The sequence below is a fragment of the Pseudooceanicola sp. NS-SX9 genome, assembly GCF_057380705.1.
The window spans coordinates 2,029,750-2,053,625 of sequence record NZ_CM170818.1 but is presented as its reverse complement, the minus strand read 5'-3'; the positions used below and the strand labels follow the sequence as shown (position 1 = coordinate 2,053,625).

23 protein-coding genes and 1 tRNA gene are annotated in these 23,876 nt (G+C 67.6%); 12 read left to right on the top strand and 12 right to left on the bottom strand.

Annotated elements, in window-relative coordinates:
• Nucleotides 1-1,062, top strand: coding sequence for an AraC family transcriptional regulator (locus AC2ITM_RS09780; protein ID WP_486466464.1), 1,062 nt, complete (start codon nucleotides 1-3; stop codon nucleotides 1,060-1,062).
• Here the strand turns inward: AC2ITM_RS09780 and AC2ITM_RS09775 are convergent.
• Together AC2ITM_RS09775 and AC2ITM_RS09770 are read right to left on the bottom strand one after the other, a co-directional pair.
• Complete coding sequence (locus tag AC2ITM_RS09775; protein ID WP_486466463.1) at nucleotides 1,054-1,281, bottom strand: hypothetical protein; 228 nt, start codon at nucleotides 1,279-1,281, stop codon at nucleotides 1,054-1,056. The genes AC2ITM_RS09780 and AC2ITM_RS09775 overlap by 9 nt on opposite strands.
• Nucleotides 1,281-3,131, bottom strand: coding sequence for a M3 family oligoendopeptidase (locus tag AC2ITM_RS09770; RefSeq protein ID WP_486466462.1), 1,851 nt, complete (start codon nucleotides 3,129-3,131; stop codon nucleotides 1,281-1,283). The genes AC2ITM_RS09775 and AC2ITM_RS09770 overlap by 1 nt, the downstream gene beginning before the upstream one ends.
• Before the next feature lie 151 nt (nucleotides 3,132-3,282).
• Between AC2ITM_RS09770 and AC2ITM_RS09765 the strand changes: the two genes are divergently transcribed.
• Nucleotides 3,283-4,110 (top strand): fumarylacetoacetate hydrolase family protein, encoded by an 828-nt coding sequence (locus tag AC2ITM_RS09765; protein ID WP_486466461.1) that lies wholly within the window; start codon nucleotides 3,283-3,285, stop codon nucleotides 4,108-4,110.
• A 20-nt stretch (nucleotides 4,111-4,130) separates the two neighbouring features.
• On the opposite strand, the gene AC2ITM_RS09760 is transcribed toward AC2ITM_RS09765, so the two are convergent.
• Together AC2ITM_RS09760 and AC2ITM_RS09755 are read right to left on the bottom strand one after the other, a co-directional pair.
• Nucleotides 4,131-5,090: an alpha/beta fold hydrolase gene (locus AC2ITM_RS09760; RefSeq protein ID WP_486466460.1), complete on the bottom strand. Its 960-nt coding sequence runs from the start codon at nucleotides 5,088-5,090 to the stop codon at nucleotides 4,131-4,133.
• Between the two features lie 2 nt (nucleotides 5,091-5,092).
• Entirely contained in the window at nucleotides 5,093-5,389 is a 297-nt protein-coding gene (locus AC2ITM_RS09755) for an SCP2 sterol-binding domain-containing protein (protein ID WP_486466459.1), read from the bottom strand.
• A gap of 67 nt (nucleotides 5,390-5,456) precedes the next feature.
• Here AC2ITM_RS09755 and AC2ITM_RS09750 point away from each other — a divergent pair, with 67 nt between their 5' ends.
• The 5 genes from AC2ITM_RS09750 to AC2ITM_RS09730 all read left to right on the top strand — a co-directional run bounded on the left by AC2ITM_RS09750 (nucleotide 5,457) and on the right by AC2ITM_RS09730 (nucleotide 10,510).
• A complete protein-coding gene (locus tag AC2ITM_RS09750; protein ID WP_486466458.1) occupies nucleotides 5,457-6,029 on the top strand; it encodes a tetratricopeptide repeat protein in 573 nt (190 codons plus the stop codon).
• A 30-nt stretch (nucleotides 6,030-6,059) separates the two neighbouring features.
• Nucleotides 6,060-8,921 (top strand): helicase-related protein, encoded by a 2,862-nt coding sequence (locus AC2ITM_RS09745; protein ID WP_486466457.1) that lies wholly within the window; start codon nucleotides 6,060-6,062, stop codon nucleotides 8,919-8,921.
• Nucleotides 8,922-8,947: 26 nt separating this feature from the next.
• Nucleotides 8,948-9,310, top strand: coding sequence for an RNA-binding S4 domain-containing protein (locus tag AC2ITM_RS09740; RefSeq protein ID WP_486466456.1), 363 nt, complete (start codon nucleotides 8,948-8,950; stop codon nucleotides 9,308-9,310).
• A gap of 49 nt (nucleotides 9,311-9,359) precedes the next feature.
• Complete coding sequence (gene fdxA, locus AC2ITM_RS09735) at nucleotides 9,360-9,698, top strand: ferredoxin FdxA (RefSeq protein WP_486466455.1); 339 nt, start codon at nucleotides 9,360-9,362, stop codon at nucleotides 9,696-9,698.
• A gap of 302 nt (nucleotides 9,699-10,000) precedes the next feature.
• Nucleotides 10,001-10,510, top strand: a complete 510-nt coding sequence (locus AC2ITM_RS09730) for a CarD family transcriptional regulator (protein WP_160893047.1) — start codon at nucleotides 10,001-10,003, stop codon at nucleotides 10,508-10,510.
• A 264-nt stretch (nucleotides 10,511-10,774) separates the two neighbouring features.
• On the opposite strand, the gene cobS is transcribed toward AC2ITM_RS09730, so the two are convergent.
• Nucleotides 10,775-11,512, bottom strand: coding sequence for an adenosylcobinamide-GDP ribazoletransferase (gene cobS, locus AC2ITM_RS09725; RefSeq protein ID WP_486466454.1), 738 nt, complete (start codon nucleotides 11,510-11,512; stop codon nucleotides 10,775-10,777).
• 76 nt (nucleotides 11,513-11,588) lie between these two features.
• Between cobS and cobT the strand changes: the two genes are divergently transcribed.
• Nucleotides 11,589-12,599 (top strand): nicotinate-nucleotide--dimethylbenzimidazole phosphoribosyltransferase, encoded by a 1,011-nt coding sequence (gene cobT / locus AC2ITM_RS09720; RefSeq protein ID WP_486466453.1) that lies wholly within the window; start codon nucleotides 11,589-11,591, stop codon nucleotides 12,597-12,599.
• 83 nt (nucleotides 12,600-12,682) lie between these two features.
• On the opposite strand, the gene AC2ITM_RS09715 is transcribed toward cobT, so the two are convergent.
• The 5 genes from AC2ITM_RS09715 to AC2ITM_RS09695 form a co-directional block, all read right to left on the bottom strand.
• Nucleotides 12,683-14,548, bottom strand: coding sequence for a monovalent cation:proton antiporter-2 (CPA2) family protein (locus AC2ITM_RS09715; RefSeq protein WP_486466452.1), 1,866 nt, complete (start codon nucleotides 14,546-14,548; stop codon nucleotides 12,683-12,685).
• A gap of 78 nt (nucleotides 14,549-14,626) precedes the next feature.
• Nucleotides 14,627-16,537 carry a hypothetical protein gene (locus AC2ITM_RS09710; RefSeq protein ID WP_486466451.1) on the bottom strand — a complete coding sequence of 637 codons (1,911 nt, stop codon included), beginning with the start codon at nucleotides 16,535-16,537 and terminating at the stop codon, nucleotides 14,627-14,629.
• A gap of 200 nt (nucleotides 16,538-16,737) precedes the next feature.
• The gene (locus tag AC2ITM_RS09705) at nucleotides 16,738-17,724 is read right to left on the bottom strand and encodes a hypothetical protein (protein WP_486466450.1); all 987 of its coding nucleotides are present in this window, start codon (nucleotides 17,722-17,724) and stop codon (nucleotides 16,738-16,740) included.
• 331 nt (nucleotides 17,725-18,055) lie between these two features.
• Nucleotides 18,056-19,084, bottom strand: coding sequence for a GGDEF domain-containing protein (locus AC2ITM_RS09700; RefSeq protein ID WP_486466449.1), 1,029 nt, complete (start codon nucleotides 19,082-19,084; stop codon nucleotides 18,056-18,058).
• Between the two features lie 237 nt (nucleotides 19,085-19,321).
• Nucleotides 19,322-19,397 (bottom strand) — tRNA-Ile (locus tag AC2ITM_RS09695).
• Between the two features lie 136 nt (nucleotides 19,398-19,533).
• Between AC2ITM_RS09695 and purM the strand changes: the two genes are divergently transcribed.
• Nucleotides 19,534-20,574 carry a phosphoribosylformylglycinamidine cyclo-ligase gene (gene purM, locus AC2ITM_RS09690; RefSeq protein ID WP_486466448.1) on the top strand — a complete coding sequence of 347 codons (1,041 nt, stop codon included), beginning with the start codon at nucleotides 19,534-19,536 and terminating at the stop codon, nucleotides 20,572-20,574.
• Nucleotides 20,575-20,583: 9 nt separating this feature from the next.
• Nucleotides 20,584-21,159: a phosphoribosylglycinamide formyltransferase gene (purN, locus tag AC2ITM_RS09685; RefSeq protein WP_486466447.1), complete on the top strand. Its 576-nt coding sequence runs from the start codon at nucleotides 20,584-20,586 to the stop codon at nucleotides 21,157-21,159.
• A 67-nt stretch (nucleotides 21,160-21,226) separates the two neighbouring features.
• Here purN and AC2ITM_RS09680 read toward each other — a convergent pair whose 3' ends face one another.
• Nucleotides 21,227-21,403: a hypothetical protein gene (locus AC2ITM_RS09680; protein WP_486466446.1), complete on the bottom strand. Its 177-nt coding sequence runs from the start codon at nucleotides 21,401-21,403 to the stop codon at nucleotides 21,227-21,229.
• A gap of 227 nt (nucleotides 21,404-21,630) precedes the next feature.
• On the opposite strand from AC2ITM_RS09680, the gene rnd reads away from it, so the two are divergent.
• Nucleotides 21,631-22,797, top strand: coding sequence for a ribonuclease D (gene rnd, locus AC2ITM_RS09675; RefSeq protein WP_486466445.1), 1,167 nt, complete (start codon nucleotides 21,631-21,633; stop codon nucleotides 22,795-22,797).
• A gap of 42 nt (nucleotides 22,798-22,839) precedes the next feature.
• Here rnd and AC2ITM_RS09670 read toward each other — a convergent pair whose 3' ends face one another.
• The gene (locus tag AC2ITM_RS09670) at nucleotides 22,840-23,307 is read right to left on the bottom strand and encodes a hypothetical protein (RefSeq protein WP_486466444.1); all 468 of its coding nucleotides are present in this window, start codon (nucleotides 23,305-23,307) and stop codon (nucleotides 22,840-22,842) included.
• A 159-nt stretch (nucleotides 23,308-23,466) separates the two neighbouring features.
• Here AC2ITM_RS09670 and AC2ITM_RS09665 point away from each other — a divergent pair, with 159 nt between their 5' ends.
• Nucleotides 23,467-23,871 (top strand): SufE family protein, encoded by a 405-nt coding sequence (locus tag AC2ITM_RS09665; RefSeq protein WP_486466443.1) that lies wholly within the window; start codon nucleotides 23,467-23,469, stop codon nucleotides 23,869-23,871.
• The last annotated feature ends 5 nt before the right edge of the window (nucleotides 23,872-23,876 follow it).

Sequence of the window (23,876 nt, the reverse complement as noted above, 5' to 3'; positions counted from 1 at the left end):
ATGAAGCCGGCCCGGGACCTGCGTCTGACGAAAAGCTACGAATCAGGTGGCCATCCGATCGCCTCGATCCGATCCTCGGTGCTGAAGGTCGTGGTCGATGCGCTGGAGCGTGAAGGTCTGGACGCCGATTCAATGCTTTATGCGCAGGGCCTCACGCGGGACATCATGATGGACCCGTATAATACCACGCCGCTTGCGCGCTATGTGGCGCTGTTCGAAAAGGCGTCCGAGCGGCTTTCTTGCCCCTATCTGGGTGTCAAGCTGGGCGGTGCGATCCGCCCCGAGGACCTGGGGCCGATCGGTGTCCTTTACACGATGCACAAGACCCTGCGGCTGGCGATCGAGAGATTCAGCAGCTATTTCCCTGCCCTGCAAAGCGACACGCGGATCGGTCTGGAAAGCGATGCGGCGGGCACCTGGTTCACCTATCAGATCGAGGATCCCCGGATCTGGCCGCGCCGGCAGGATGCCGAATTCACCCTGGCGCTGATCACCACCTTCACCCGCACCCGACTAAGCCCCGCCTGGACGCCTGAGGAGGTGCATTTCGAACATGCCCCCGGACGCGGCGCGGCCGAGACGCAGCGGTTCTTCGGCACCATCGTGCGCTATGAACAGCCCGTCAGCCGGATGCTGCTGCGCGCGGCCGATTTCGACGCCCCCCTGCAGGGCGTCAACGCCCCCGCCATCGCGATCATCGAACAGCATCTGGTCGATCTGATCGGCGCCCCGGTGCAGCAGGACTTCCGCACTGCGACGCTGAATGCCATCCAGCGCTGTCTGGGACGGGGCGAACCCAGCCTGCAGGCGGTGGCGCGGATGATGGGGATCAGCGGGCGCACCCTGCAGCGGCGGCTGGCCGAAGAGGGGCTGGTGTTCCGCGATCTGGTGCAGATCCGCCGCCGCGCCGCAGTCGAGATGCTGCTGAGCGAGGGTCGCCTGCCGCTGTCGGCCATCGCGGCCTTCGTGGGCTATGCGGATGCGGCGGTGCTGTCGCGGGCGTTCAAGGGCTGGCACGGGCAAAGCCCGCGCGACTGGGTGAAGGCGCGCCGTTCAGGCTGAGCGTTTCCGGCGCAGCCAGATCCAGAAGGCGCGGGTGTCCATGGCGGCAATCGCCACGCCCAGCGGGAACATCCAGAACCCCAGCACCGGCAGAAATCCAAGGATGCCGCCGATCATCAGCAGCACCCCCAGCGGCAGGCGGAACCCCGGGGGGACCCACCTGCGCACATGGACCAGCAGGCGCCGCAGACGCGATTTCAGGCTGCGGCGCGGGCTCATCAGTCTTCCATGGCTTCCAGTTCGTCGATGAAGCCCTCGATCATCGACAGGCCCTTGTCCCAGAAGGCGGGATCCGAGGCATCAAGGCCGAAGGGCGCCAGAAGTTCCTTGTGATGCTTGGAGCCGCCGGCCTTGAGCATCTCGAAGTACTTCTCCTGGAAGCCCTCGGGCTGGTCCTCGTAGACGGCATAAAGCGCGTTCACCAGGCCGTCGCCAAAGGCATAGGCATAGACGTAGAAGGGCGAATGCACGAAATGCGGCACATAGGCCCAGTAGGTCTCGTAGCCGTCCATGAATTCGAACGCCGGGCCCAGGCTCTCGGCCTGGACCGACATCCAGATGCCGTTGATGTCGTCGGGCGTCAGTTCGCCACCGTGGCGCGCGGCATGCAGCTTGCACTCGAAGTCGTAGAAGGCGATCTGGCGGACCACCGTGTTGATCATGTCCTCGACCTTGCCGGCCAGCAGCGTCTTGCGCTGTTCGGCGGTCTCGGCCTTGGCCAGCATGGCGCGGAAGGTCAGCATCTCGCCGAAGACGGAAGCGGTTTCCGCCAGCGTCAGCGGGGTCGAGGCCAGCATCTCGCCCTGGCCTGCGGCCAGCACCTGGTGGACGCCATGGCCCAGCTCATGCGCCAGCGTCATCACGTCGCGCGGCTTGCCCAGGTAATTCAGCATCACGTAGGGGTGCGCGTCGGTGACGGTCGGGTGGGCAAAGGCGCCGGGGGCCTTGCCGGGCTTCACCGCCGCGTCGATCCAGCCCTTGTCGAAGAAGGGTTGCGCGATCTCGGCCATGCGGGGGCTGAAGCCTGCATAGGCGGTCAGCACGGTGTCGCGGGCCTCGTCCCAGTCGACGGTCTTGGGGGCCTCGGTCGGCAGGGGAGCGTTGCGGTCCCAGACCTGCATCTTGTCGAGGCCCAGCCACTTGCGCTTCAGCTCGTAATAGCGATGCGACAGGCGCGGATAGGCGGCGACGACGGCGTTGCGCAGCGCCTCGACGACCTCGGGTTCGACATGGTTCGACAGGTGGCGCGCGGTCTGTGCGGTGGGCATGCCGCGCCAGCGGTCGATGACCTCTTTCTCCTTGGCGGCGGTGTTGTGGACCCGGGCGAAGGTGCGCAGGTTCTGCGACAGCACGCGCGCCAGTTCCTTCGCGGCCATTTCGCGCTTGGTGCGGTCATGGTCGGTCAGCAGCGTCAGCGTGCCCTCGATGTTCAGCTCTTCGCCGCCCAGGGTGAAGGTGAGCCCGGCGATGGTTTCATCAAAGAGCTTCTCCCAGGCGTCGCCGACGACCCCCAGATCATGCAGGAATTTCTCCAGCTCGTCGGACAGCTGATAGTCCTTCATCGCTCGGATGCGGTCGAAGACCGGCTTGTAGCGCGCCAGTTCCGCGTCCTGGGCAAAGAGGCCCGCCAGGAAATCCTCGGGCAGGCGGTTCAGCTCCAGCGTGAAGAAGACCAGCGGCGTGGTGAAGGTGGTGATGCGGTCCTGCATGTCGGAGAGGAACTTGACCCGGTCTCCGGCGGTCGACAGCTGGTAATAGCGCAGGCCGGCATAGGACATGATGCGCCCGGCGACGGCGCTGATGCGTTCGTTGCGCTTCACGCAGTCCAGGAAGGCAGGCGCATCGAGCGTGCCAAGCTTGCCTTCGAAATCCTCGGCGAAGGTGCGGCAGGCGGTTTCCAACCAGTCGAGGTCACGCTTCATCTCGGGGGCATCGGGGGCGGTGTAAAGGTCCGACAGGTCCCATTCGGGCAGGTTGCCCAAGGGGCGCGCCTCGCCTCCGTGATCGGCGGCATTGGCATCGGGCAGCGGCGCCGGGAACATCGGGGCGGTAAGGGGCAGGCGTTTCATTCGTCCTCCTGGATTAGCGAACCGGTATCAGAGATAGGCCGCCTGCGGGTCCGCAGCAAGTCGCCGGCGGCGCTGCCCTTGCTGCGGTGCCGCTTGCCAAATCGCGCGCCCTCGCAGAGGGTCGCGCCAGATTGCAAGGCAGGAGTAGCTGATGCGTTACCTTCGTTATGGCCCGCGAGGTCTTGAAAAGCCTGGACTTCTTGATGACAAGGGCCAGATCCGGGACCTGTCGGGGCTGGTGCGGGATCTGGGCGGTGCGGTGCTGGCGAAGCTGCCTGCGCCCGATCCCGCCACCCTGCCGCTGGTCGAGGGGACGCCGCGTCTGGGCATTCCTGTCGCGGGGGTGGGCAAGATGGTCTGCGTCGGGCTGAACTATTCCGACCACGCCGCCGAGGCCGGCATGGCCGAGCCCTCGGAACCCATCCTGTTCATGAAGGCCACCAGCGCGCTGTGTGGACCCGATGACACCGTGCGGCTGCCGCGCGGCGCCACCAAGGGCGACTGGGAGGTCGAGCTGGGCGTCGTCATCGGCCGCCGTGCGCAATATGTGACCGAGGCAGAGGCGCTGGACTACGTGGCAGGCTACACGATCGTCAACGACGTCTCGGAACGCGCCTTCCAGATCGAGCGCGGCGGCACCTGGACCAAGGGCAAAAGCTGCGACACCTTCGGCCCCGTCGGCCCCTGGCTGGTGACCCCGGACGAGGTGGGCGACCCGCAGGACCTGCGCATGTCGCTGGAACTGAACGGCGTGCGGATGCAGGCGGGCACCACGGCGAAGATGATCTTCGGGGTAGCGCAGGTGATTTCCTACATCAGCCAGATGATGACGCTGCATCCGGGCGACATCATCGCCACCGGCACGCCTCCGGGCGTGGGGATGGGGATGCAGCCGCCGCGCTTCCTGAAGGAGGGCGACGTGATGGAACTGGCGATCGAGAATCTGGGCCGCCAGCGCCAGGAGGTGGTGCAGGACTGACGCCGCCCGGCGCCCGGGTCTCAGGCGATCCGGGCGTCGAACAGCGCGCAGCTGCGATCAAAGGCCAGGGTGCGGATGGCCGGGCTCTCCATCACGACCTCGTGGTAGGCCTCGGGGACGCGGATCAGCTCGGCGCCCGGCCAGCGCGCCATACGGGCCTCGATCCGGGTGGCCGAGACGATGCTTTCCTGCTCTCCGAGGAAGGTCAGGCAAGGCAGGTCGGGCGAGGCCCTGGACCCGAGCGCCGCGGTTTCCCTGAGCCCCGCCAGCAGCCAGCCCATCGAGGGGCCGCCGATCAGCGCCTCGGGATGGGCTTCGGCATAGCGGCGCATGTAGTCGAACATGTCGCGGTCATGGGTCAGCTGGTTGTTCTCGAAGCTTTCCCACAGCACGTAGGTTTCGGCGCGGGTGCCGGGCGCGCGGGCCTCCTGGCGGCCGAACTGGCTGGCCAGCCACGACACGCCCCAGGCGACGGGCTCCATCAGCGCCGACAGGCGGATGCCCCACATCGGCGCGGTGAAGGCCGCGGCCCGAACGGGAAGCCCCTCGTAGAGGGCGCGCAGGCCGATGCAGCCGCCCATGGAATGCGCGAGCAGAAACAGCGGGCCGTCGATGCCCAGGGCGGGCAGGGCGCCCAGCCAGCTTTGCACGTCGATCTGGTAATCCGAGAAATCCGCCACATGCCCAAGGGCGGGATCGCCCGCCACCCGGTCCGACAACCCCTGGCCGCGCCAGTCGATCGTCATCGCCGCATAGCCGCGCGCCGCCAGATCGGCAGCGGCACGGCCGTATTTCTCGGCATATTCGGTGCGGCCGGTGAAAATCATCACCGTGCCGCGGGCGCCCTCGCAGGGCCAGTGCACCAGCCGCAGCCGCAGGCCATCGGGCGTCCGCAGCCAGACGGCACGGGCGGCGGGGCCCTCGGCCTCGGCGGCGAAATAGGGTGCCGGGGGCAGGGCAATGGGGGTGGCGCTGGTCATGATCAGGACAGGACGCTGCCCAGCTTCATCGCCAGGCCCATGCTGCCGTCCAGCTTCAGCTTGCCGGTCATGAACGCCGAGGTGGGGCTGAGATCGCCCGCCAGCAGGTCCTCGAAGACCTCTTGTTCGGCGGTCAGGGTGACGTCGGCCTCTTCATCCTCGGCGGCGGCGCGGGCGCCTTCGGCGTCGATGATGATCGCGCCCTCGCCCAGGATCACGAATTTCGCCACCGCGTCAAAGCGGCCCTCACCGATCTTGCGGTTCAGCGCCTCGACGGCGGCGGGGATCACTTCGCTCATGACGGCTTCCTTCAAATTTACGAAATTGGGCTATGCAGGCCGGGTGCAGCAGCTAGAGTAGGAAATTATGGTCGCTCTGAACATATACCGCAAAGTGCTGACGGCGGGGCTTTTCGCCACGTCACTTCTGTGTGCGTCGGGCGTCCTGGCCGAGGCCAAAGTCGACGACCGCGAGCAGGCGCTGGTGGCCGCGCTGAAGACCGCGGATGCGGGCGATGCCGCGCAGATCGAGCGCGAGCTTCAGATGATCTGGTCGCGCTCGGGGTCCCCCAGCATGGACCTGCTTTTGCGGCGCGGCGAGGATGCGATGGCCACCGGCGATACCGGGGTGGCGATCGGGCATTTCTCGGCGCTGATCGACCATGCGCCCGATTTCGCCGAAGGCTATCACCAGCGCGCCCAGGCCTTCTACCAGCAGGGGGAATATGGTCTGGCGCTGCAGGACCTGGCGAAATGCCTGTCACTGAACCCCTCGAACTTCGAGGCGGCTTTCGGTATCGCCATGATCCTGGAGCAGACGGGCCGAGTCGACGCGGCCTGGCGCGGTTTCCGGGCGGTTCTGAACGTCTATCCCGGCCATCAAGGCGCGCGAGAGGCGATGGAACGGCTGAAACCGCTGATCTCGGAACGGGATATCTGAGGGGCGCAGACCCTTCAGGGAAAGGCATGAATGTCCGGGCAGGGACGGATCGTGGCGGTCTTGGGACCGACCAACACCGGCAAGACGCATTACGCGATCGAACGTATGCTGGGCCATCGGACAGGCGTGATCGGCCTGCCGCTGCGGCTTCTGGCGCGCGAGGTCTATGACAAGATCGTCGCCATCCGCGGCCCCTCGGTGGTGGCGCTGGTGACCGGCGAGGAACGCATCGTGCCGCCGCGCACCCAGTACTGGGTCTGCACGGTCGAGGCCATGCCCGAGGGGATGGGCTGTGATTTCCTGGCGGTGGACGAGATCCAGCTGTGCGCCGACCCCGAGCGCGGCCATGTCTTCACCGACCGCCTGTTGCGCGCGCGCGGCACCACGGAAACGCTGTTCCTGGGGGCCGAGACGATGCGCGGCGTCATCGCCGAACTGCTGCCGCAGGCGCAGTTCGTGCGCCGCGAAAGAATGTCGCAGCTGAGCTACGCGGGATCGCGCAAGATCTCGCGGATGCCGGCGCGCTCGGCCATCGTCGGGTTCTCGGTCGACAACATCTATGCGATGGCGGAACTGATCCGGCGCCAGAAGGGGGGCGCGGCCGTGGTGATGGGGGCGCTCAGCCCGCGGACCCGCAATGCCCAGGTCGAGCTGTATCAGAACGGTGACGTGGATTACCTGGTGGCGACTGATGCGATCGGGATGGGGCTGAACCTTGATGTGAATCACGTCGCGTTTTCGGCGCTGATGAAGTTCGACGGCCGCCGGATGCGCGAACTGGCGCCGAACGAGCTGGCGCAGATCGCGGGGCGCGCGGGGCGCGGCATGTCGGACGGCACCTTCGGCGTGACCGGCGAGGCCCATGCCCTGGACGAGGAGGTGGTCGAGGCCATCACCGAGCACCGCTTCGCCCCGATCCGCAAGCTGCAGTGGCGCAACACGCGGCTGAATTTCGGTTCGATCGAGGCGCTGATCCGCTCTCTGGAAGAGATGCCCAAGGACGAGCGCCTGCTGCGCGCGCGCGACGCCGACGACCTGATCGCGCTTAAGAACATGGCCCGCGACGCCGAGGTGACGGCGCGCGCGACCTCGACCGAGGCGGTGAAAAAGCTGTGGGACGTGGCCCGCGTGCCGGATTTTCGCGGCATCAGCCAGAACGAGCACGCGACGCTTCTGGCGCGCATCTTCGACTTCCTGCACGAGCGCGGATCGGTCCCGAACGACTGGTTTGCCCGCCAGGTGAACCGCATCGACCGGGTCGACGGCGACATCGACGCGCTGTCGAAAAGGCTCGCCTTCATCCGCACCTGGACCTACGTTGCGCAGCGCAAGGGCTGGGTCGATGACGAAAGTCATTGGCGCGGCGAGACAAGGGCGGTAGAAGACCGCTTGTCGGATGCGCTCCATGCGCGGCTGACCCAAAGATTTGTGGATCGGCGTACCAGCGTACTGTTGCGGCGGCTCAAGCAGAAGGAGGCCCTCTTGGCCGAAGTGAGTGAAACCGGCGAAGTGACCGTCGAAGGTGAATTCGTGGGACGCCTGGAGGGCTTCCGGTTCCGCCAGGACAAGGATGCCCAGGGGCAGGAGGCGAAGACCATTCGCCAGGCCAGCGTGCAGGCCCTGGTCCCGCATTTCAACCTGCGGGCGGACCGTTTCTACAACGCGCCCGATACCGAGATCGACTTCACCGAGCAGGGTGGCCTGATGTGGGGCGCCGAGGCTGTGGGCAAGCTGGTCGCGGGATCCGAGCCGATGAAGCCCCAGGTGGTGGCCTTCGTCGACGAGGAAGCGGGTGCCGATGTGGCGCAGAAGGTGCAGCGTCGCCTGCAGCACTTCATCGACCGCAAGGTGGCCGCGCTGTTCGAGCCCCTGCTGAATCTGGCCCGTGACGAGGCCCTGACGGGTCTGGCGCGCGGCTTTGCGTTCCGCATGGTCGAGAACCTCGGGATCATCCCGCGCGGCGAAGTGGCCGATGACGTGAAGCAGCTGGACCAGGAATCCCGCGGTGCCCTGCGCAAGCATGGCGTGCGGTTCGGCCAGTACACGATCTTCCAGCCGCTGCTGCTGAAGCCCGCGCCGACCCGTCTGCGCCTGGTGCTGTGGTCGCTGTCGAAGGACCTGCAGGAATTCCCCGAGGCGCCGCCTCCGGGTCTGGTGACAGTGCCTGCGTCGCGCGATCTGCCGCAGGGCTACTTTGCCATGGCGGGCTACCGTGCCGCCGGCGAGCGCGCGATCCGCATCGACATGCTGGAACGCCTGGCCGACATGCTGCGCCCCGAGGATTCGAAGGCGGGCTTCGAGGCCAAGGCCGACATGCTGTCGATCACCGGCATGACGCTGGAACAGTTCGCGGACCTGATGCAGGGCCTGGGCTACCGGGCCGAGAAGGGCGAGCGCGAGAAGACCAAGGTCGAAGCGGCCCCGGGCGCGGCCATCGAGGCCGCGCCCGAGGCGGCGACCGGGGAAACCCCGGCCGCTGAGGCCCCCGCGGAACCGTCGGAGCCCGCGCCGGAGGCCGTTCAGGCCGACGCGGCCGCCGAGGCTCCGGCAGGGGCCGAGGCGGGCGCCCCCGAGGCAGAGGTGTTCTACACCTTCACCTGGGGTGGCCGCGCCAACCGCCAGCCGGCCCGTGGCGGTCGTCCGCAGGGTCGTGGCGCCCCGCGCGACGGTGCTGCACCGCAGGGCGAACGTCCCCGCGGCAAGGGCGGCAAGCCCGGCCAGGGGCCGAAGGGCAAGGGCGGCAAGCCGCCGCGCCGTGACGGCGACCGCCCGGACCGGGGCGACCGCAACAAGCCCAAGGTCTTCGAGGCCGCACCGCCGAAGAAGAAGGACCGGATCGATCCCGACAATCCCTTCGCCGCCGCGCTGATGGGGCTGAAGGACAAGAGCTGATCTTGTCGGATCCGGCCGCCCCCCGCATGCGCGTGGACAAATGGCTGTGGCAGGCCCGGTTCTTCAAGAGCCGGAGCCTTGCCGCCTCCTGCGCCGGGGGCGGCCACCTGCGCATCAATTCCCAGCACGTCTCCAAGCCCTCGGCCAATGTCGGCCCCGGGGACGTGCTGACTTTTCCTCAGGGACATGCCGTGCGCGTCATCCGCGTGCTGGCCCTTGGCACACGCCGTGGCCCCGCCCCCGAGGCCCAGTCCCTCTATGAGGATCTCTCGCCCCCCGAGCTGCAGGAGAAACCCGTTCCGCCGATCGCCCGGATCGAAGGCAATTCTCGTCCAACGAAGCGCGACCGCAGGAAACTCGATCTTGATCGCCGTGGGGCGCTTGAATGATCCGGGGGGGTGGTCTAGTCACGGCTTCAAGCGAATTCGAGAGAAAGCCATGACATACGTCGTCACCGAGAACTGTATCGCCTGCAAATACACTGATTGCGTGGAAGTCTGCCCTGTGGATTGCTTCTACGAGGGCGAGAACACCCTGGTGATCCATCCCGACGAATGCATCGATTGCGGCGTCTGCGAGCCCGAATGCCCCGCCGACGCAATCCGTCCGGACACCGAGCCCGACATGGACAAATGGGTCGAGTTCAACCGCAAATACGCGGAACTCTGGCCGGTGATCATCACCAAGAAGGAGCCGATGGACGGCTATGCCGAACGCGATGGCGAATCCGGCAAGCTGGACAAGTACTTCTCCGAGGCGCCGGGCGAGGGCGGCTGAGGCCCCCCTTTCCCGCATCCAGATCCCTGTGGCCGGTCCCCGGGACCGGCCCTGGAAGGGACAGGCCTGACCTGCCGTAATCCAGCGGCCAGGGGCGGCATCTGTGCAGAAGGCTTCCAAGATGGCTGATTCTGTGCTATAGCTCGTGTCTACACATGACAAAGCTTGCCCCTTCGGGGTCCCGGCGCGCGCCCCGCGCCCCGACCCGCTTCTGAAAGAGAGATCAGACACGTTTGGCGCTGAATTCCGGCGCCGGGCGTTTTCGTGCTCTCTGTGACCAGGGTATCTGAGGAAGAACCTGTATGACCAAGTCCAAGTCCCCCGAGTTCCGTCCGAACGAATTCGTTGTCTACCCGGCCCATGGCGTTGGCCAGATCATGTCGATCGAACAGCAGGAAATCGCCGGCATCTCGCTGGAACTGTTCGTGATTTCCTTCGAGAAAGACAAGATGACCCTGCGGGTTCCGACCCATAAGGCGACCGAGGTCGGCATGCGCAGCCTTTCGACCCCCGAGGTCGTCAGCCAGGCGATGAAAACCCTGAAGGGCAAGGCCAAGGTAAAGCGCGCCATGTGGTCGCGTCGCGCCCAGGAATATGAACAGAAGATCAACTCGGGCGACCTGATCGCGATTGCCGAGGTCGTGCGCGACCTGCACCGCAGCGATGATCAGCGCGAGCAGTCCTATTCGGAACGTCAGCTTTACGAAGCGGCGCTGGAACGTCTGACCCGCGAAGTCGCGGCCGTGTCGGGCGCGGATGAGGTTGCCGCCGCCAAGCAGGTGGATGAGGTTCTGGTCGGCCGCGCTGCCTGACCCGCATCGCCCCTGACGGGGCCGGATGATCAACAGGGGGCGTGCCTGCCGGGCGCGCCCCCTTGATTATATTTGCCTTTATTTCATTGATCCGGATTTCACCGGCCTTGATTGTCCCGGCCGTGTCCCGGCCCAGGGGTGCCTTCCCGGCTTCAACGACTGTAACGCACCGTCCTTGGGGCGCCGGACAGGCCGGCACGTGATCGGGCTCCGTTGGACGCCGCCTCTGCCGCAGAAGGCGTGAGGGCCTCTTGTTCCAAGGGCTCAGGCCGGCATCAACACCAGCAGGACGGCGATTTCGGCCACTTGCTGGCTGGCGCCCAGCACGTCTCCGGTCTGGCCGCCGATCTTTGCCATGGCCAGTCGCGCGACCGCCAGAACCGCCAGCGCGGCGCCGATCAGCGGCGCGATCCCCGCAAGGCCCCACAGCCCCAGCACGACGGCCAACCCCAGGGCACAGGCCGCAACCGCCTGCAGTGCATCGGGCCGTCCCACGGCCCGCGACAACCCGTTCACCCGCGCCGGCGGCAGCGCCGCCATCACCGCAGCCATCGCCCCGCGTGACAGCGCCCCGGCGGCGACCATCCCGGCGATCCCGGCACCTGCGCCCAGCCCGAACAGCGCCTGCAGAGCGGCCCAGCGGGCCAACAGCGACAGCACCAGCGCGATCACCCCGAAGGCACCGATCCGGCTGTCCTTCATGATCTCAAGCCGCCGCGCCACGGTCTGCCCGCCCCATAGCCCATCCGCCATGTCCGACAGCCCGTCCTCGTGCAGCGCGCCGCCCAGCATCACCGCAGTGGTCAGCGCCAGCGCCGCCGCTGCCCCGGGTGCGAGCCCCAGCCCCAGCAGCACGGCGCCTGTCAGCCCCGCGATCGCCCCCAGCACCACGCCCGCCAGCGGCCAGGCCCAGGCTCCTGCGGCGCCGCGTGCCTGATGGGCGGGCAGGGGCAGGCGGCTCAGCAGGCTCAGCGCCCCCAACAGGTCATTCCATGCTCTCACGTCAGCCCTCTTTCCTGTTGCCCCATGCGCTGCAGGGGTTATTCACGCAGGGGCCACCAATTGCAACGGATGGACCATGACCGACGCCTTCTCCTCCCTCGATGCCTTCCGCGCGGCCCTGGCCGCCGCCCCCGCCGCCGATGCCGTGGCCTCTGCTTCGGCGGCAGCGCGCAACGTGACGCTGACCAAGCCGCCGGGTGCCCTCGGCCGCCTGGAAGAGCTCGCGATCTGGTACGCGGGCTGGCGCGCCGATGCGACGCCCCGCATCACCGCGCCGCAGGCGCTGGTCTTTGCGGCGAACCACGGCGTGGCAAAGCAGGGCATCTCGGCCTTCCCCGCCGAAGTCACCGCCCAGATGGTCGAGAACTTCCGCCACGGCGGCGCCGCGATCAACGCGCTGGCAGGCCATGCGGGCTGCAAGATGTCGATCCACCCGATCGAGCTTGACCGCCCCACCGCTGATTTCAGCGAAGGCCCCGCAATGACCGAGGCCGAGCTGCTGCAGGCCCTTGCCATCGGCTGGAACACGGTCGATCCGCAGGCCGACCTGCTGATCACCGGAGAGATGGGCATCGGCAACACCACCTCGGCCGCCGCCATCGCGCATGCGCTTTACGGCGGCGAGGCGGCCGACTGGACCGGCCGCGGCACCGGCCTCGATGACAAGGGCGTTGCCCACAAGGCCCAGGTCATCGCCCGCGCCGTTGCGCTCAATGCACCGAAAACCGGCCTGGAAACCCTGCGCTGCCTTGGCGGCCGCGAGGTCGCGGCGATGGCGGGCGCCATCGCCCGGGCCCGCGTGCTGCGCATCCCGGTGCTGCTCGACGGCTATATCTGCAGCGCCGCCGCCGCCTGCCTGGTGACGGATGTCCCCTCGGCCCTCGATCACGCGGTTGCAGGCCATGCCAGCGCCGAGGCCGCCCATCCCGCGCTGCTGGAAAAGCTCGGCAAGGCGCCGCTGCTGACCCTCGGGCTGCGCCTGGGCGAAGGCACGGGCGCCGCGCTGGCGATCAACATCCTGGCCGCAGCCCTTGCCGCCCATTCCGGCATGGCCACCTTCGCCGAGGCCGGCGTCTCCGAAGGCTGACCGGTTCTTTCATCTGACCGGAAATACTCCCGCCGGAGGCTGGCGCGGTCCGCAAGGGCCGCGCCATTTTCTTGTCCCGCACGCTAGGCAGCGCTGTCCTCGCGCTCGCCCTTCTGGGCCAGCAGCGCCGCCTCCAGATCCTTCTGCAGCTCTTTCGAGCGCGCGATATAGGCGGCGTTCTTGGCGGTGGGCACGCTCGGGTCCCATAGTTCGGCCAGCTCACGCACGGCCTTGCGGTCGTGGTGGAAAAAGATCTTCTCGGCCTCGGCCGCCTCGAACTCGGTCAGGCCGATGTTCTCCAGCACATAGCGCCCGGCGCGCAGGGAGCTGTCGAAGGTCTCGCGCACGATGTCGTCGGCCCCGGCCTTGTACAGGCGGAAGACATGCGGCCGGTCATAGGCGCGCGCGATGATGTGCAGATCGGGGCGCTGCGCCCGGGCATAGGTCACAAGTTTCGTCACCGCCTCGGGATCATCCAGCGCCGCCACCAGCACCCGCGCCTCTGCCAACCCCGCCGCATGCAGGATGTCGGGCCGGGTCGGATCGCCGAAATAACCCTTGAAGCCGAAGCGGCGCATCAGCTCGATGGTTTCCATGTCGTGGTCCAGCACCACGGTTTCAAAGCCGGAACTCTGCACCAGGCGGTTGACGATCTGGCCGAAGCGGCCAATGCCCGCGATGATCACGGGGCCGCGATCCTCGATCGTGTCGGCCTCGGGCGTCTCACCCGCCTCGCGCATCCGTCCTGAGATCACGTCGTAGAAGATGAAGAACAGCGGCGTCAGCAGCATCGTCAGGGTGATCGCCAGCAGGATGCGCTCGGCCAGGGCCGCGGGCAGCACCGACAGCCGCTCCGAGAAGCTGACCAGCACGAAGCCGAATTCGCCGGCCTGCGCCAGCGCCAGGGTGAATAGCACCAGGTTGCGCATCCGCAGCCGGAAGATCCGCCCCAGCAGGAACAGGATCACCCCCTTCAGCGCCATCACGCCGACGGCGATTCCGATGATCGGCAGCGGATCGCGGACCAGCACGCCGAAATCAATCCCCGCGCCAACGGTGATGAAGAACAGCCCCAGCAGCAGCCCCTTGAAGGGCTGGATGTCGCTTTCCAGCTCATGCCGGAAGGCGCTGTTGGCCAGCACCACGCCCGCCAGGAAGGTACCCAGGGCCGGTGACAGACCCACCAGGTTCATCACGAAGGCGATGCCGATGACGATGGCCAGGGCGAAGGCGGTGTACATCTCGGGCAGGCGGGCGGAATGGATAAAGCGGAACACCGGCCCCACCAGGTAGACGCCCACCAGCACCACCACGCCGACCGCACCCAGCGTCACCAGCGTCGCGCCCCAGCCCGGCAGGCTGTCGATCAGGGACCGTGCGGCCTCGACCGCTTGCGGCGCATCGGAACTGCCGTGCAGCGCCGCCTGGGTGCCGGGTTCCAGCGCCAGCAGCGGCAGGAAGGCGATCATCGGGATCACGGCAATGTCCTGGGTCAGCAACACCGCGAATGCCGACCGGCCGCCCTGCATCTGGATCAGCCCCTTTTCCGACAGGGTCTGCAGCACGATCGCGGTCGAGGACAGCGCCAGGATCATGCCGGTGGCCAGCGCCTCGCGCCAGCCCAGGCCCAGGGCCATGCCCGCGCCCATCACGGCAAGCGCCGTCAGCACCACCTGCAAGCCGCCCAGCCCCAGCAATTTGTGCCGCATGTTCCATAGCGCGCGGGGCTCCAGCTCCAGTCCGATCAGGAACAGCATCATGACGACGCCGAATTCGGCAAAGCTTTGCAGGGAATGGGTTTCCTGGCCGACCAGATGCAGCGCCGGGCCGATCAGGATGCCCGCGGCCAGATAACCCAGCACCGATCCCAGCCCCAGCCGGGCGGCGATCGGCACGGCGATCACCGCGGCCAGAAGATAGATCGTGGCCTGGTAGAGGAAATCGTCCATGGTCTCTCCTGCGGGGAAGGCGGCGCGAGGCGATGATGACGTCAGGGGGCGCCGCAGGCAACAGCCGCAAGTCCGGCCTTACGGCAGTTCCAGCGCCACGTTGCGGCCGCGGCTGAGGTAGCGCAGCTGGGTTTCCCCGATGGCCAGAACCCGGCCGCCGTCCAGCGTGTCGCCGACCTTGACCCGCACGATGTTGCCATCGGCCAGCCGGACCAGCGCCACCCGCGATTTCGATCCGCCCGAGATGCCCAGAAGGTTGATTTTCTTCAGGTTGATCTCGTCCTTGTCGGTGGCAGTGCTGGCGACTTTGGCGGGCGAGGGCCGGGGCAGCGTCACCACCTGAGAGGCCGGGGTGCGTGCCGGTGGCGCATTGGCGGCGGCGGCCTGGGCGGCGGCGACCTTGGCCGAGAAATTGCCCGGCCGGGTTTTCGGACGCACCGCCTGCTCGGCCGCGTAAGAGCCCTTGGGCACCGGCGGCGCTTCGGGTTCGGGGGGCACCAGGCCCGCGGGGCGCAGCCGGGGCGAGACCGGTGCCTCGACGGGGCCATTGTCGATAACCGGGGTTTCGGCGGCGGCGCTGTCCTCGGCCACATCGGTGCCGCTGTCCTCGGCCGGGGTGTCGGTGCTGGCGGGGCTGCCCGAGACGACGGTGGCGGGCGGCCGCTTGTCGGGGCGCCCGGCATAGACGGTCACGCCCTGGGGGGTCTCGGTGCCATCGGTGGTGGCGGTCACCAGCCCCCGGGAATCGAGGTGGAACGTGTCATCGGAGGCGGGCGGATTGGGCACGGCGCCGGGGGCTGTGCCGGGGGCGGCGGCGCTGGCGAGCGCTCCGGCCGAGGCCGCGCGGCCGGCCTCAGTGATCTGCGGCAGGGCCACCGGGGTGGTGCCGGTGGGCAGGGGGGCTTCGGGCTGGCTGGGGGCGCTTTGCCAGATGCCGGTGGCGTCATAGCGCTGCCGGGTTTCGGCCGGGGTCGGCACCTGGGACTGGATCCCGGGGGACGCTGCCGTGTCGGCCGCCGGGGCGGGGGCGGCAACAGAGGCGGGGGCCGCAGCAGGGGCGGGGGCTGTGGCTGGGGTCAGCAGTTCAGAGGTGTTTTGTGGCGCCCGGAACGGGGACCAGAGCGCATCGGGCCCGCGCAGGGCCGCCCAGCCTCCGGCGGCGGCCAGACCCAGCACCAGCACGACCAGCAGGCGGCGCAGCAGGCGCGTGCCACCGGGGCGGCGTTGTTGGGCGCGTTCGCCAAAGACGGTCAGGCGCAGGGATTCGTCGCTCTCCCCGGCACTTGGCTGGGGGGCTGCGAGGGCCAGGGTGGCATCGGCGCTGCGCAGGCGGGATTCGGCCTGTCGCACGACGCTGTCGGTGCCGCTTTGCTGCGGCGCGGCCAGCGGCTGGGCGCGCTCGGGCGGGGTGACATCGGGGCCGGGGGTCAGCGGAAAGACCGGCTGGCCGGGTTCGGGTTCGGGCGGCTCGCCCTCCAGCAGGGTGGCGGCGCAGAGCGTCGGGCCGAACCAGGGCGCCTCGGGAAAGAGCGGATCCGCGGGATCGCCCTGCGCCATGAAGCTGACCGGCGCAAAGCCCTGGGCGATGGCGAAGGTCTCGGCCTCGTCAAGGGTTTCCTGCGCCACGGCGGCGATGCGCAGGCGGCCATCGTCATCCTCGTGCCAACAATAGGCCAGTTCGTCCAGATCATAGGGCGTGGCCCCCTGCAGCCGGGCGCGGACCTGGTCGTCGATGGGTTCGGTGCCGATGACGATGGTTTCCAGGAACCGCACCTGGTCACGCGGCACCACCAGCGTGCAGTAATATGGGGCGGGATACAGCTGCGCGGCATGGGCCTTCAGCAGCGCCACGCCCTCGGCGAAGCGGGGGGCGGCAAAGGCCACATGGCCAACGGTGTCCCAGCGGTCCTGGCCGCCGCGCCCCGGGATCTGACGATGCAGAAGGTCCAGCCCGTCGGGCAGGAAGTTCAGGGCAAAATTCGGTCGCATGCTCGGCCTGGGTCTCGTCGGTGGCAGTGTGGCGGGGCACGGGCCATTCGCCCGGTCACTCCGGCTGGTACGCAGGCAGGGCACCGCTTCCGTCGGTACGCCGGCCGCCCGTGCCGGAGGCGCCCCATCTTAACGCGCCTGCCCGCGCGGAGAAAGCCGGTCCGGTGAGGTCGGCGGAAAAGCGACGCGGGGGAAGGCTGCTAGCGCAGCCACATCCCGGCGCGCTTCAGGCGGTTGCGCAGCGCCTGTTCACGGCGCGGCAGGCCTTCGGCAGCGATCAGCGCGCGCACCTTTCCGCCACGGCCCTGGTACAGCATCCGGCGCATCGCCTCGTGCCGCTTGAGCACCTTCTTGACGCGGTTGGGGGCGGTGATTTCCTCCAGGGCTGCGACGACCGCGTCGCTTTCACGGGCATAGAGCAGCGGCAGAAAGCGGTAGTGGCAGCTGACGCGGCCGTCGATATGGCCCGCAGGCAGCGCATCGCGTCCGCCGCCCAGGGCATGGATCACCAGCGGCAGCGCCACCTGATCCAGCCAGGGATCAAGGGTCTGGCAGACCAGTTCGGGCGGGGGGGTGTCACGGATCCGGCAGGCAAAGTCGCGGAACAGGGTGCCAAAGCGGGCCGGGTCGCGGTGCCAGAAGACCCCGGCATTGTAATAGGGGTAGCGGCGCCAGTATTCCTGCGGCTGGGCCGGATCCAGGGCGCTGTCGACATCCATCCCGAAGAGCGCATAAAGGCTGCCCCAGATCTGGTGATAGCCGGGGCCGTACAGCTCGATCGCGGGCCAGGTGCCCTCGACCTTCAGCGAGGCGCCGGGGCGGTCGAAATCGAAGGGCACCGAGGTGACCTCGTCGAGGATCAGCGTGTCGCTGTCGAAGAAGACGAAGGGGGCGTCGGGCAGGGCGGCCAGGCATTCGATCTTGTTGCCCTGGGGGTAGGCGGCGCCGAAATGGTGGCTGTCGAAGGGCAGGATCTCGGCGTCGAGGGCGGCGAGCAGGGCGCGCACCTCGGGGTCCGAGATCCGCGGATCGCCGGGCCAGAGCGGGCCGGGCTGGGGTTCGGCCACCAGCAGACGCCCCGTAAAGCGCGGGGAACGTGCCCGCAGCGAGGCCGCGAACAGCGCTGCCTCGTATTGCAGCCGTCCCGCCTGGGCGATGAGGACGACATTGAACTGCTGCTCGCTCACCTGGCCTCCGAAGCGCGTGCTGCTATGGCCTGAGGATAGGCGCGGGTTTGGGCGACGCCTAGACGGATTTTGCACGCAAGGGGAGAGTTTTGCGAAAAGGTGACGACGGGCGGGAGTGCCCGTCGTCACGAGGGGTCGCATGGGTGAGAGAGTCGGTGGACCTTGTCAGGGACGGATCGTCAAAGACCAGGAAACCGAAAGACGCGACATGCTGCTTATGCACGGTCGAAGCTTAACAGTTCGTTAACGGCCCCGATGTAAAAATGCACAGGCATTTGAAAACAGGACGTTTTATGATTTTCTGCACCCGCGTGATACGGGGCGCATTCCGTTAGCCGGCGCGGCATAGCCGTTGTTCCGTGCCGCCCATCTTGGCCTCGAACAGCGAGGCATCGGCGGCCTGCAGCGCCTGTTCCAGCGTCCACAGATCCCCCGGCCAATGCGAGGCGCCGATGGTGGCGGTGATCTCGATGTCGGTGAAGGAGGTGAAATCGCGGATGGATTTCTGGATGCGCGCGCCGATCGCTTCGGTGGCCTCCAGATCGACATTCATCAAAAGGATGGCAAATTCGGCCTCTCCGGTGCGGGCCAGCTCGTCGGTGGCGCGGATGCAGTCGCGGATCGCGGCCGAGGTCCGTCGCAGCGCGACCTCGCGGAAGGCGCGGCCATGGCGGCGGCTCTTGTCGGCGAAATTGTCGATCTCGACCAGCAGCAGGCAGCGGCCGTTGGGGGTGCCCTCGGCGTTGCGGCTGGCAAAGACCTCGTCCAGGCCGGTGCGGTTCAGCACGCCGGTCAGCGGGTCCAGGTTGACGCATCGCTGCAGGTAGCGTTCGCGCCGGGCGCGGGCACGTTCGAATTCCAGAAAACCGCCGAAGGCGATGCTGGCCAGGATGTAATAAAGCAGCATGTAGGGCACCACCTTGGCCAGCGCCGGCAGGACCTTGGCGTCGAGCAGGAAGAAGGCCGGCACGATGGTCAGCCCGAAGGTCAGCCCCATGACGGCGCGGTGCAGCAGCGTCACCGGATCGGCGCGCAGTACCGGCAGCGACCAGACCAGCCCCAGGGCCGCGCCGATGGCCATGCCGGCCAGTCCCGTCATCATGCCCTCGCCGCCCAGCCAGATGCGGAAGGCCGCCGAAAGGCACAGGGCGATGGCGGTGGCGATGGGGCCGGCGAACAGGCCCGCGAAGCCCAGAAACAGCGTACGTCCGTCGGTGATCACGCCGGGGGCCAGGGTCAGCGGCGTCTGCATCGCCGTTATCGCCGCAATGCCGAAGGCCAGGCCCAGTACGACATGCCGCTTCCAGCGCACCGAGACGGCCTGGTGCACGTAGCTATAGACAAAGGATATCAGGGCCATGAGACCCATTTCCAGAATGACAAAGGCCAGGTTCGCCATGATGCGCTCCGATGCGGTCTTCTGGGGCTAGCCGGTTTCGGCGTCGCAGTAATTGATGCAGATTAAGTGGAGATTTTTACGACCCTCCGGGACGCTTGCAAGGGGCGTCGCAAATGGTGGGAACATAATGTTGCGTCAGGACGGCCGGGTTCTGTGCCCGGGGCGGCGCGATGACGTCGCGACAGAAGGTTGGGGGGATGGTAGGCCCGGCAGGATTCGAACCCGCAACCAAAGCGTTATGAGCGCTCTGCTCTAACCGTTGAGCTACAGGCCCATCCGGGAACTACCGATAGGGTGCGCCGCGGCGGGGGTCAAGATCATGCGCAGGCTGCCGCCGTGAATGCCGTTGCACGGCGCCGGGCGATGGGCTAACCGGGGCCAAATTTCTGCCGCCGGGGAAGGAACCAGCGATGAGCGAGAGCAAGAACGGCATCACCTACGCCGACGCGGGCGTCGACATCGACGCCGGGAACGAACTGGTCGAACGCATCAAGCCGGCGGCCAAGCGCACCAGCCGTTCGGGCACCATGTCGGGCCTGGGTGGCTTCGGCGCGCTGTTCGACCTGAAGGCCGCGGGCTATCAGGATCCGATCCTGGTCGCGGCGACCGACGGCGTCGGCACCAAGCTGCGCATCGCCATCGACACCGGCCATGTCGACACCATCGGCATCGACCTGGTGGCAATGTGCGTCAACGACCTGGTCTGCCAGGGCGCGGAACCGCTGTTCTTCCTGGACTATTTCGCCACCGGCAAGCTGGAGCTGGAACAGGCAACCGCGATCATCAACGGCATCGCCAAGGGGTGCGAGCTGTCGGGCGCGGCGCTGATCGGCGGCGAGACCGCCGAGATGCCCGGCATGTACCACAAGGGCGATTTCGACCTGGCGGGCTTTGCCGTGGGCGCGATGGAACGCGGCGAGGATCTGCCCAGGGACGTGGCCGCGGGCGACGTGCTGCTGGGGCTGGCGTCCGATGGCGTGCATTCCAACGGCTATTCGCTGGTGCGCAAGATCGTCGAGATCTCGGGCCTGGGCTGGGACGCGGACTGCCCCTGGGCCGAAGGCAGCCTGGGCGAACAGCTGCTGACGCCGACCCGCCTTTACGTCAAGAACAGCCTGACGGCGGTGCGTGCGGGTGGCGTTCATGCGCTGGCGCATATCACCGGCGGCGGCCTGACGGAAAACCTGCCCCGCGTGCTGGAGGGCCTGGGCGCCCAGATCGACTTTGCCGCCTGGGACAAGCCCGGCGTCTTCCAGTGGCTGCAGCAGGTCGGCGGGATCGCCGAGCGCGAGATGCTGAAGACCTTCAACTACGGCATCGGCATGGTGCTGGTGGTGGATCCCGCCCGCGCCGACGCCCTGCAGGCGCTGCTGTCCGAGGCCGGCGAGACCGTCTGCCGCCTGGGTCAGGTGACGGCCGAGGCCGGCATCCGCTACACCAACCTCGACTGAGGCGAACCGGTGAGCGCACAGAAGAAAGTCGCCATCCTGATCTCGGGTGGCGGGTCCAACATGGTCAAGCTGCTTGACTCGATGGGGCCCGACCACCCGGCGCGTCCGGTGCTGGTGATGTCGAACGATCCGAAGGCGGGGGGTCTTGCGAAGGCGGCCGAGCGGGGCGTCGCCACCGATGCGGTCGACCACCGGCCCTTCGGCAAGGATCGCGCCGCCTTCGAGGCCGAGCTGATCGCGCGTCTGGATGCGGTGCAGCCCGACATCATCTGCCTGGCGGGCTTCATGCGGATCCTGACGGCCGATTTCATCCGCCGCTACGAGGGGAAGATGCTGAACATCCACCCCTCGCTGCTGCCGAAATACAAGGGCCTGCACACCCATGCCCGCGCGCTGGAAGCCGGCGACACCGAGGCAGGCTGCACCGTCCACGAGGTCACGGCCGAGCTGGACGACGGCCCGATCCTGGGCCAGGCCCGCGTCGCGATCGAACCCGGTGACACGCCGGAAACCCTGGCCGCCCGGGTACTGGTCGAGGAACACCGCCTTTATCCCGCGATGCTGCGGGTCTTTGCGGCCCGCTGACCGCAGGCCCTGAAAACGACAAAGCCCGGATCGCAGGATCCGGGCTTTTTTCGTCTGGGGGCAGGGATCAGCGGATGGCGCTGATGGTGCCTGCATTGCCGCGCCAGCCGATCTGCGGCTCGGCCGGGCCCTGCGGGAACAGGGCGGATCCCAGCAGCAGCACGGCAAGGGCCGCTGCGGCCACGACAGGGGCCAGCGGCAGGCGGTGGGGGGCATCATAGGTCAGCGCGATCTGAGTCGGCATGGCGTGTCCTTTCGGGGCAGCCCCGGTGCCGGGGCGAGAGAGAGCGTTGACCCACAGATAGGCTGTCCTACCGCACAACGGAAATGAATGATTGATCTGAACCGCATCACGGATCGTGATGCTCTGTGCCCCTAGTGACCCGCCGGTCCCGCCCGCGTCCTGCGCGCCTTTTCAATCCCGGCCCGATGCAATATGCCTGTCGGATATTCCGAGCGGCAGACCTGAGAATGATCACCATCACGACCACCGAAGACCTTGCGGCGTTCTGCGAGACGGCGAAGACGAAACCCTATGTCACCGTCGACACGGAGTTCCTCCGCGAACGGACCTATTACTCTCAGCTTTGCCTGGTGCAGCTTGCGCTTCCCGGCCTGAAGGAGGACGAGGGCGGTGCGGTTCTGGTCGATCCGCTGGCCGAAGGGCTGTCGCTGGAACCGCTCTATGAACTGTTCCGCGATACCAACGTGGTCAAGGTCTTCCACGCCGCCCGTCAGGATCTTGAGATCTTCTTTGTCGATGCAGGTCTGATCCCGGCGCCGCTGTTTGACACCCAGGTCGCGGCCATGGTCTGCGGCTTTGGCGAACAGGTTGGCTATGAAACCCTGGTGCGCAAGATCGCGCGCGAAAGCCTCGACAAGTCGTCGCGCTTCACCGACTGGTCGCGCCGCCCGCTGACCGAGGCGCAAAAGCGCTACGCGCTGGCCGATGTGACCCATCTGCGCAAGATCTACGAATTCCTCTCGGCCGAGCTGAAGAAGGCCGGGCGCGAGGCCTGGGTGGCCGAGGAAATGGGCATCCTCACCAACCCCGAGACCTATATTTCCCGCCCCGAAGACGCCTGGGAACGCGTGCGCACCCGCACCAACTCGGGCCGGTTCCTTGGCATCCTGCGCGAGCTGGCGCAGTTCCGCGAGGCTTATGCCCAGGAAAAGAACATTCCGCGCAACCGGGTCTGCAAGGATGACGCCCTGGTCGAGCTGGCCTCGACCAAGCCCGCCAACATTGCCGATCTGGGTCGCTCGCGGCTGCTGCTGCGCGAGGCCCGCAAGGGCGAGATCGCCGATGGCCTGCTGGCCGCGATCAAGGCCGGGGTCGATTGCCCCGATGCCAAGTTGCCGAAGCCCGACAAGGACAAGGAAAAGCTGCAGGTGAACCCGGCGCTGGCGGATCTGCTGCGGGTGCTGCTGAAGGCCAAATCCGACACGGCGGGTGTCGCGCCCAAGCTGATCGCGGCCACCTCGGAACTGGATGCGCTGGCGGCGGGCGAACGCGACGTGCCGGCGCTGCATGGCTGGCGCCGCGATGTCTTCGGCAATGACGCGCTGCGGCTTTGCGATGGCCGGATCGGTCTGGCGACCAAGGGCCAGCGCGTCATCACCTTCGAATTGGACTGAACCGGACGGGGCGCGCCGCACAGCACGCCCCTTCGGACAGCCTCAGGGGCGCACGGCGACGCTGTTGTCGGCGCCCTGGATCACCACTTTCGACACGCCCGCCAGCGCCTCGGTATCCAGCCGCACGGCGGCAACGATCTGGCGGGTGGCCGCGGGGCCCACGACATTGATCGGCGTACCGTTGCGATTGAAGGGCGTGTTGGCGACCAGCGTATAGGTCAGCGCCCCATCCACCGGGCCCTTCTGCTCGGGCGCCTTCAGCGCCACGTCGAAGGATCCCTGCACGGCGGCGGTCGCGGTGACCTCGATCACCGTGCCGCCGGGCATCCGCCGAGAGACGACCTTGTCGATATGGGCGACCAGCGCCCGGGTGTCGGGGGCAGGCGCCTTGGCATCGGCGGGCAGCAGGGGGTTGGCGCCGGGCGTGACCGGGGCGACCGGAACCTGCCGGTGCCCGCAGGCCGCCAGGGCGAGCGTGGCGATCAGGATCGGGACGAGCGTCTTGCGCATGGGAAAGCCTTTCCGGGAAATCGGTTTTTGCCTACCGCATCCGCGCCGCGAAGAAAAGCGGCCGCAACGGCGGGCGGTGGCCGGCCGCCTGTCCGTGGCCTCTGGACCTTCGGCGCCGTCGGGCTTACCCCTGCCGCACGACCACCAAAGAGGCAGATCATGGCGCAGGACGCATTCGAGGACATCGTCGCGGATTTCGACTTTCTGGACGACTGGGAAGACCGTTACCGCTACGTGATCGACCTGGGCAAGGCGATGGATCCGCTGCCCGAGGCGCTGAAGGTGCCTGCAACCAAGGTCGACGGCTGCGCCAGCCAGGTCTGGCTGCATCCGCGCCCGGAAAACGGTATCTTCTATTTCGACGGGGAAAGCGACGCGATGATCGTGCGCGGCCTGATCGCGGTGCTGCGTGCGCTCTACAACGGCACGCCGATGGCGGATCTGGCCCGCATCGACACCCGCGCCGAGCTCGCTCGGCTGAACCTGGAGGACAACCTTTCCTCTCAGCGTTCCAATGGCTTGCGCGCCATGATTCAACGGATACGCGAACAGGCTCCGGCCTGATCTTT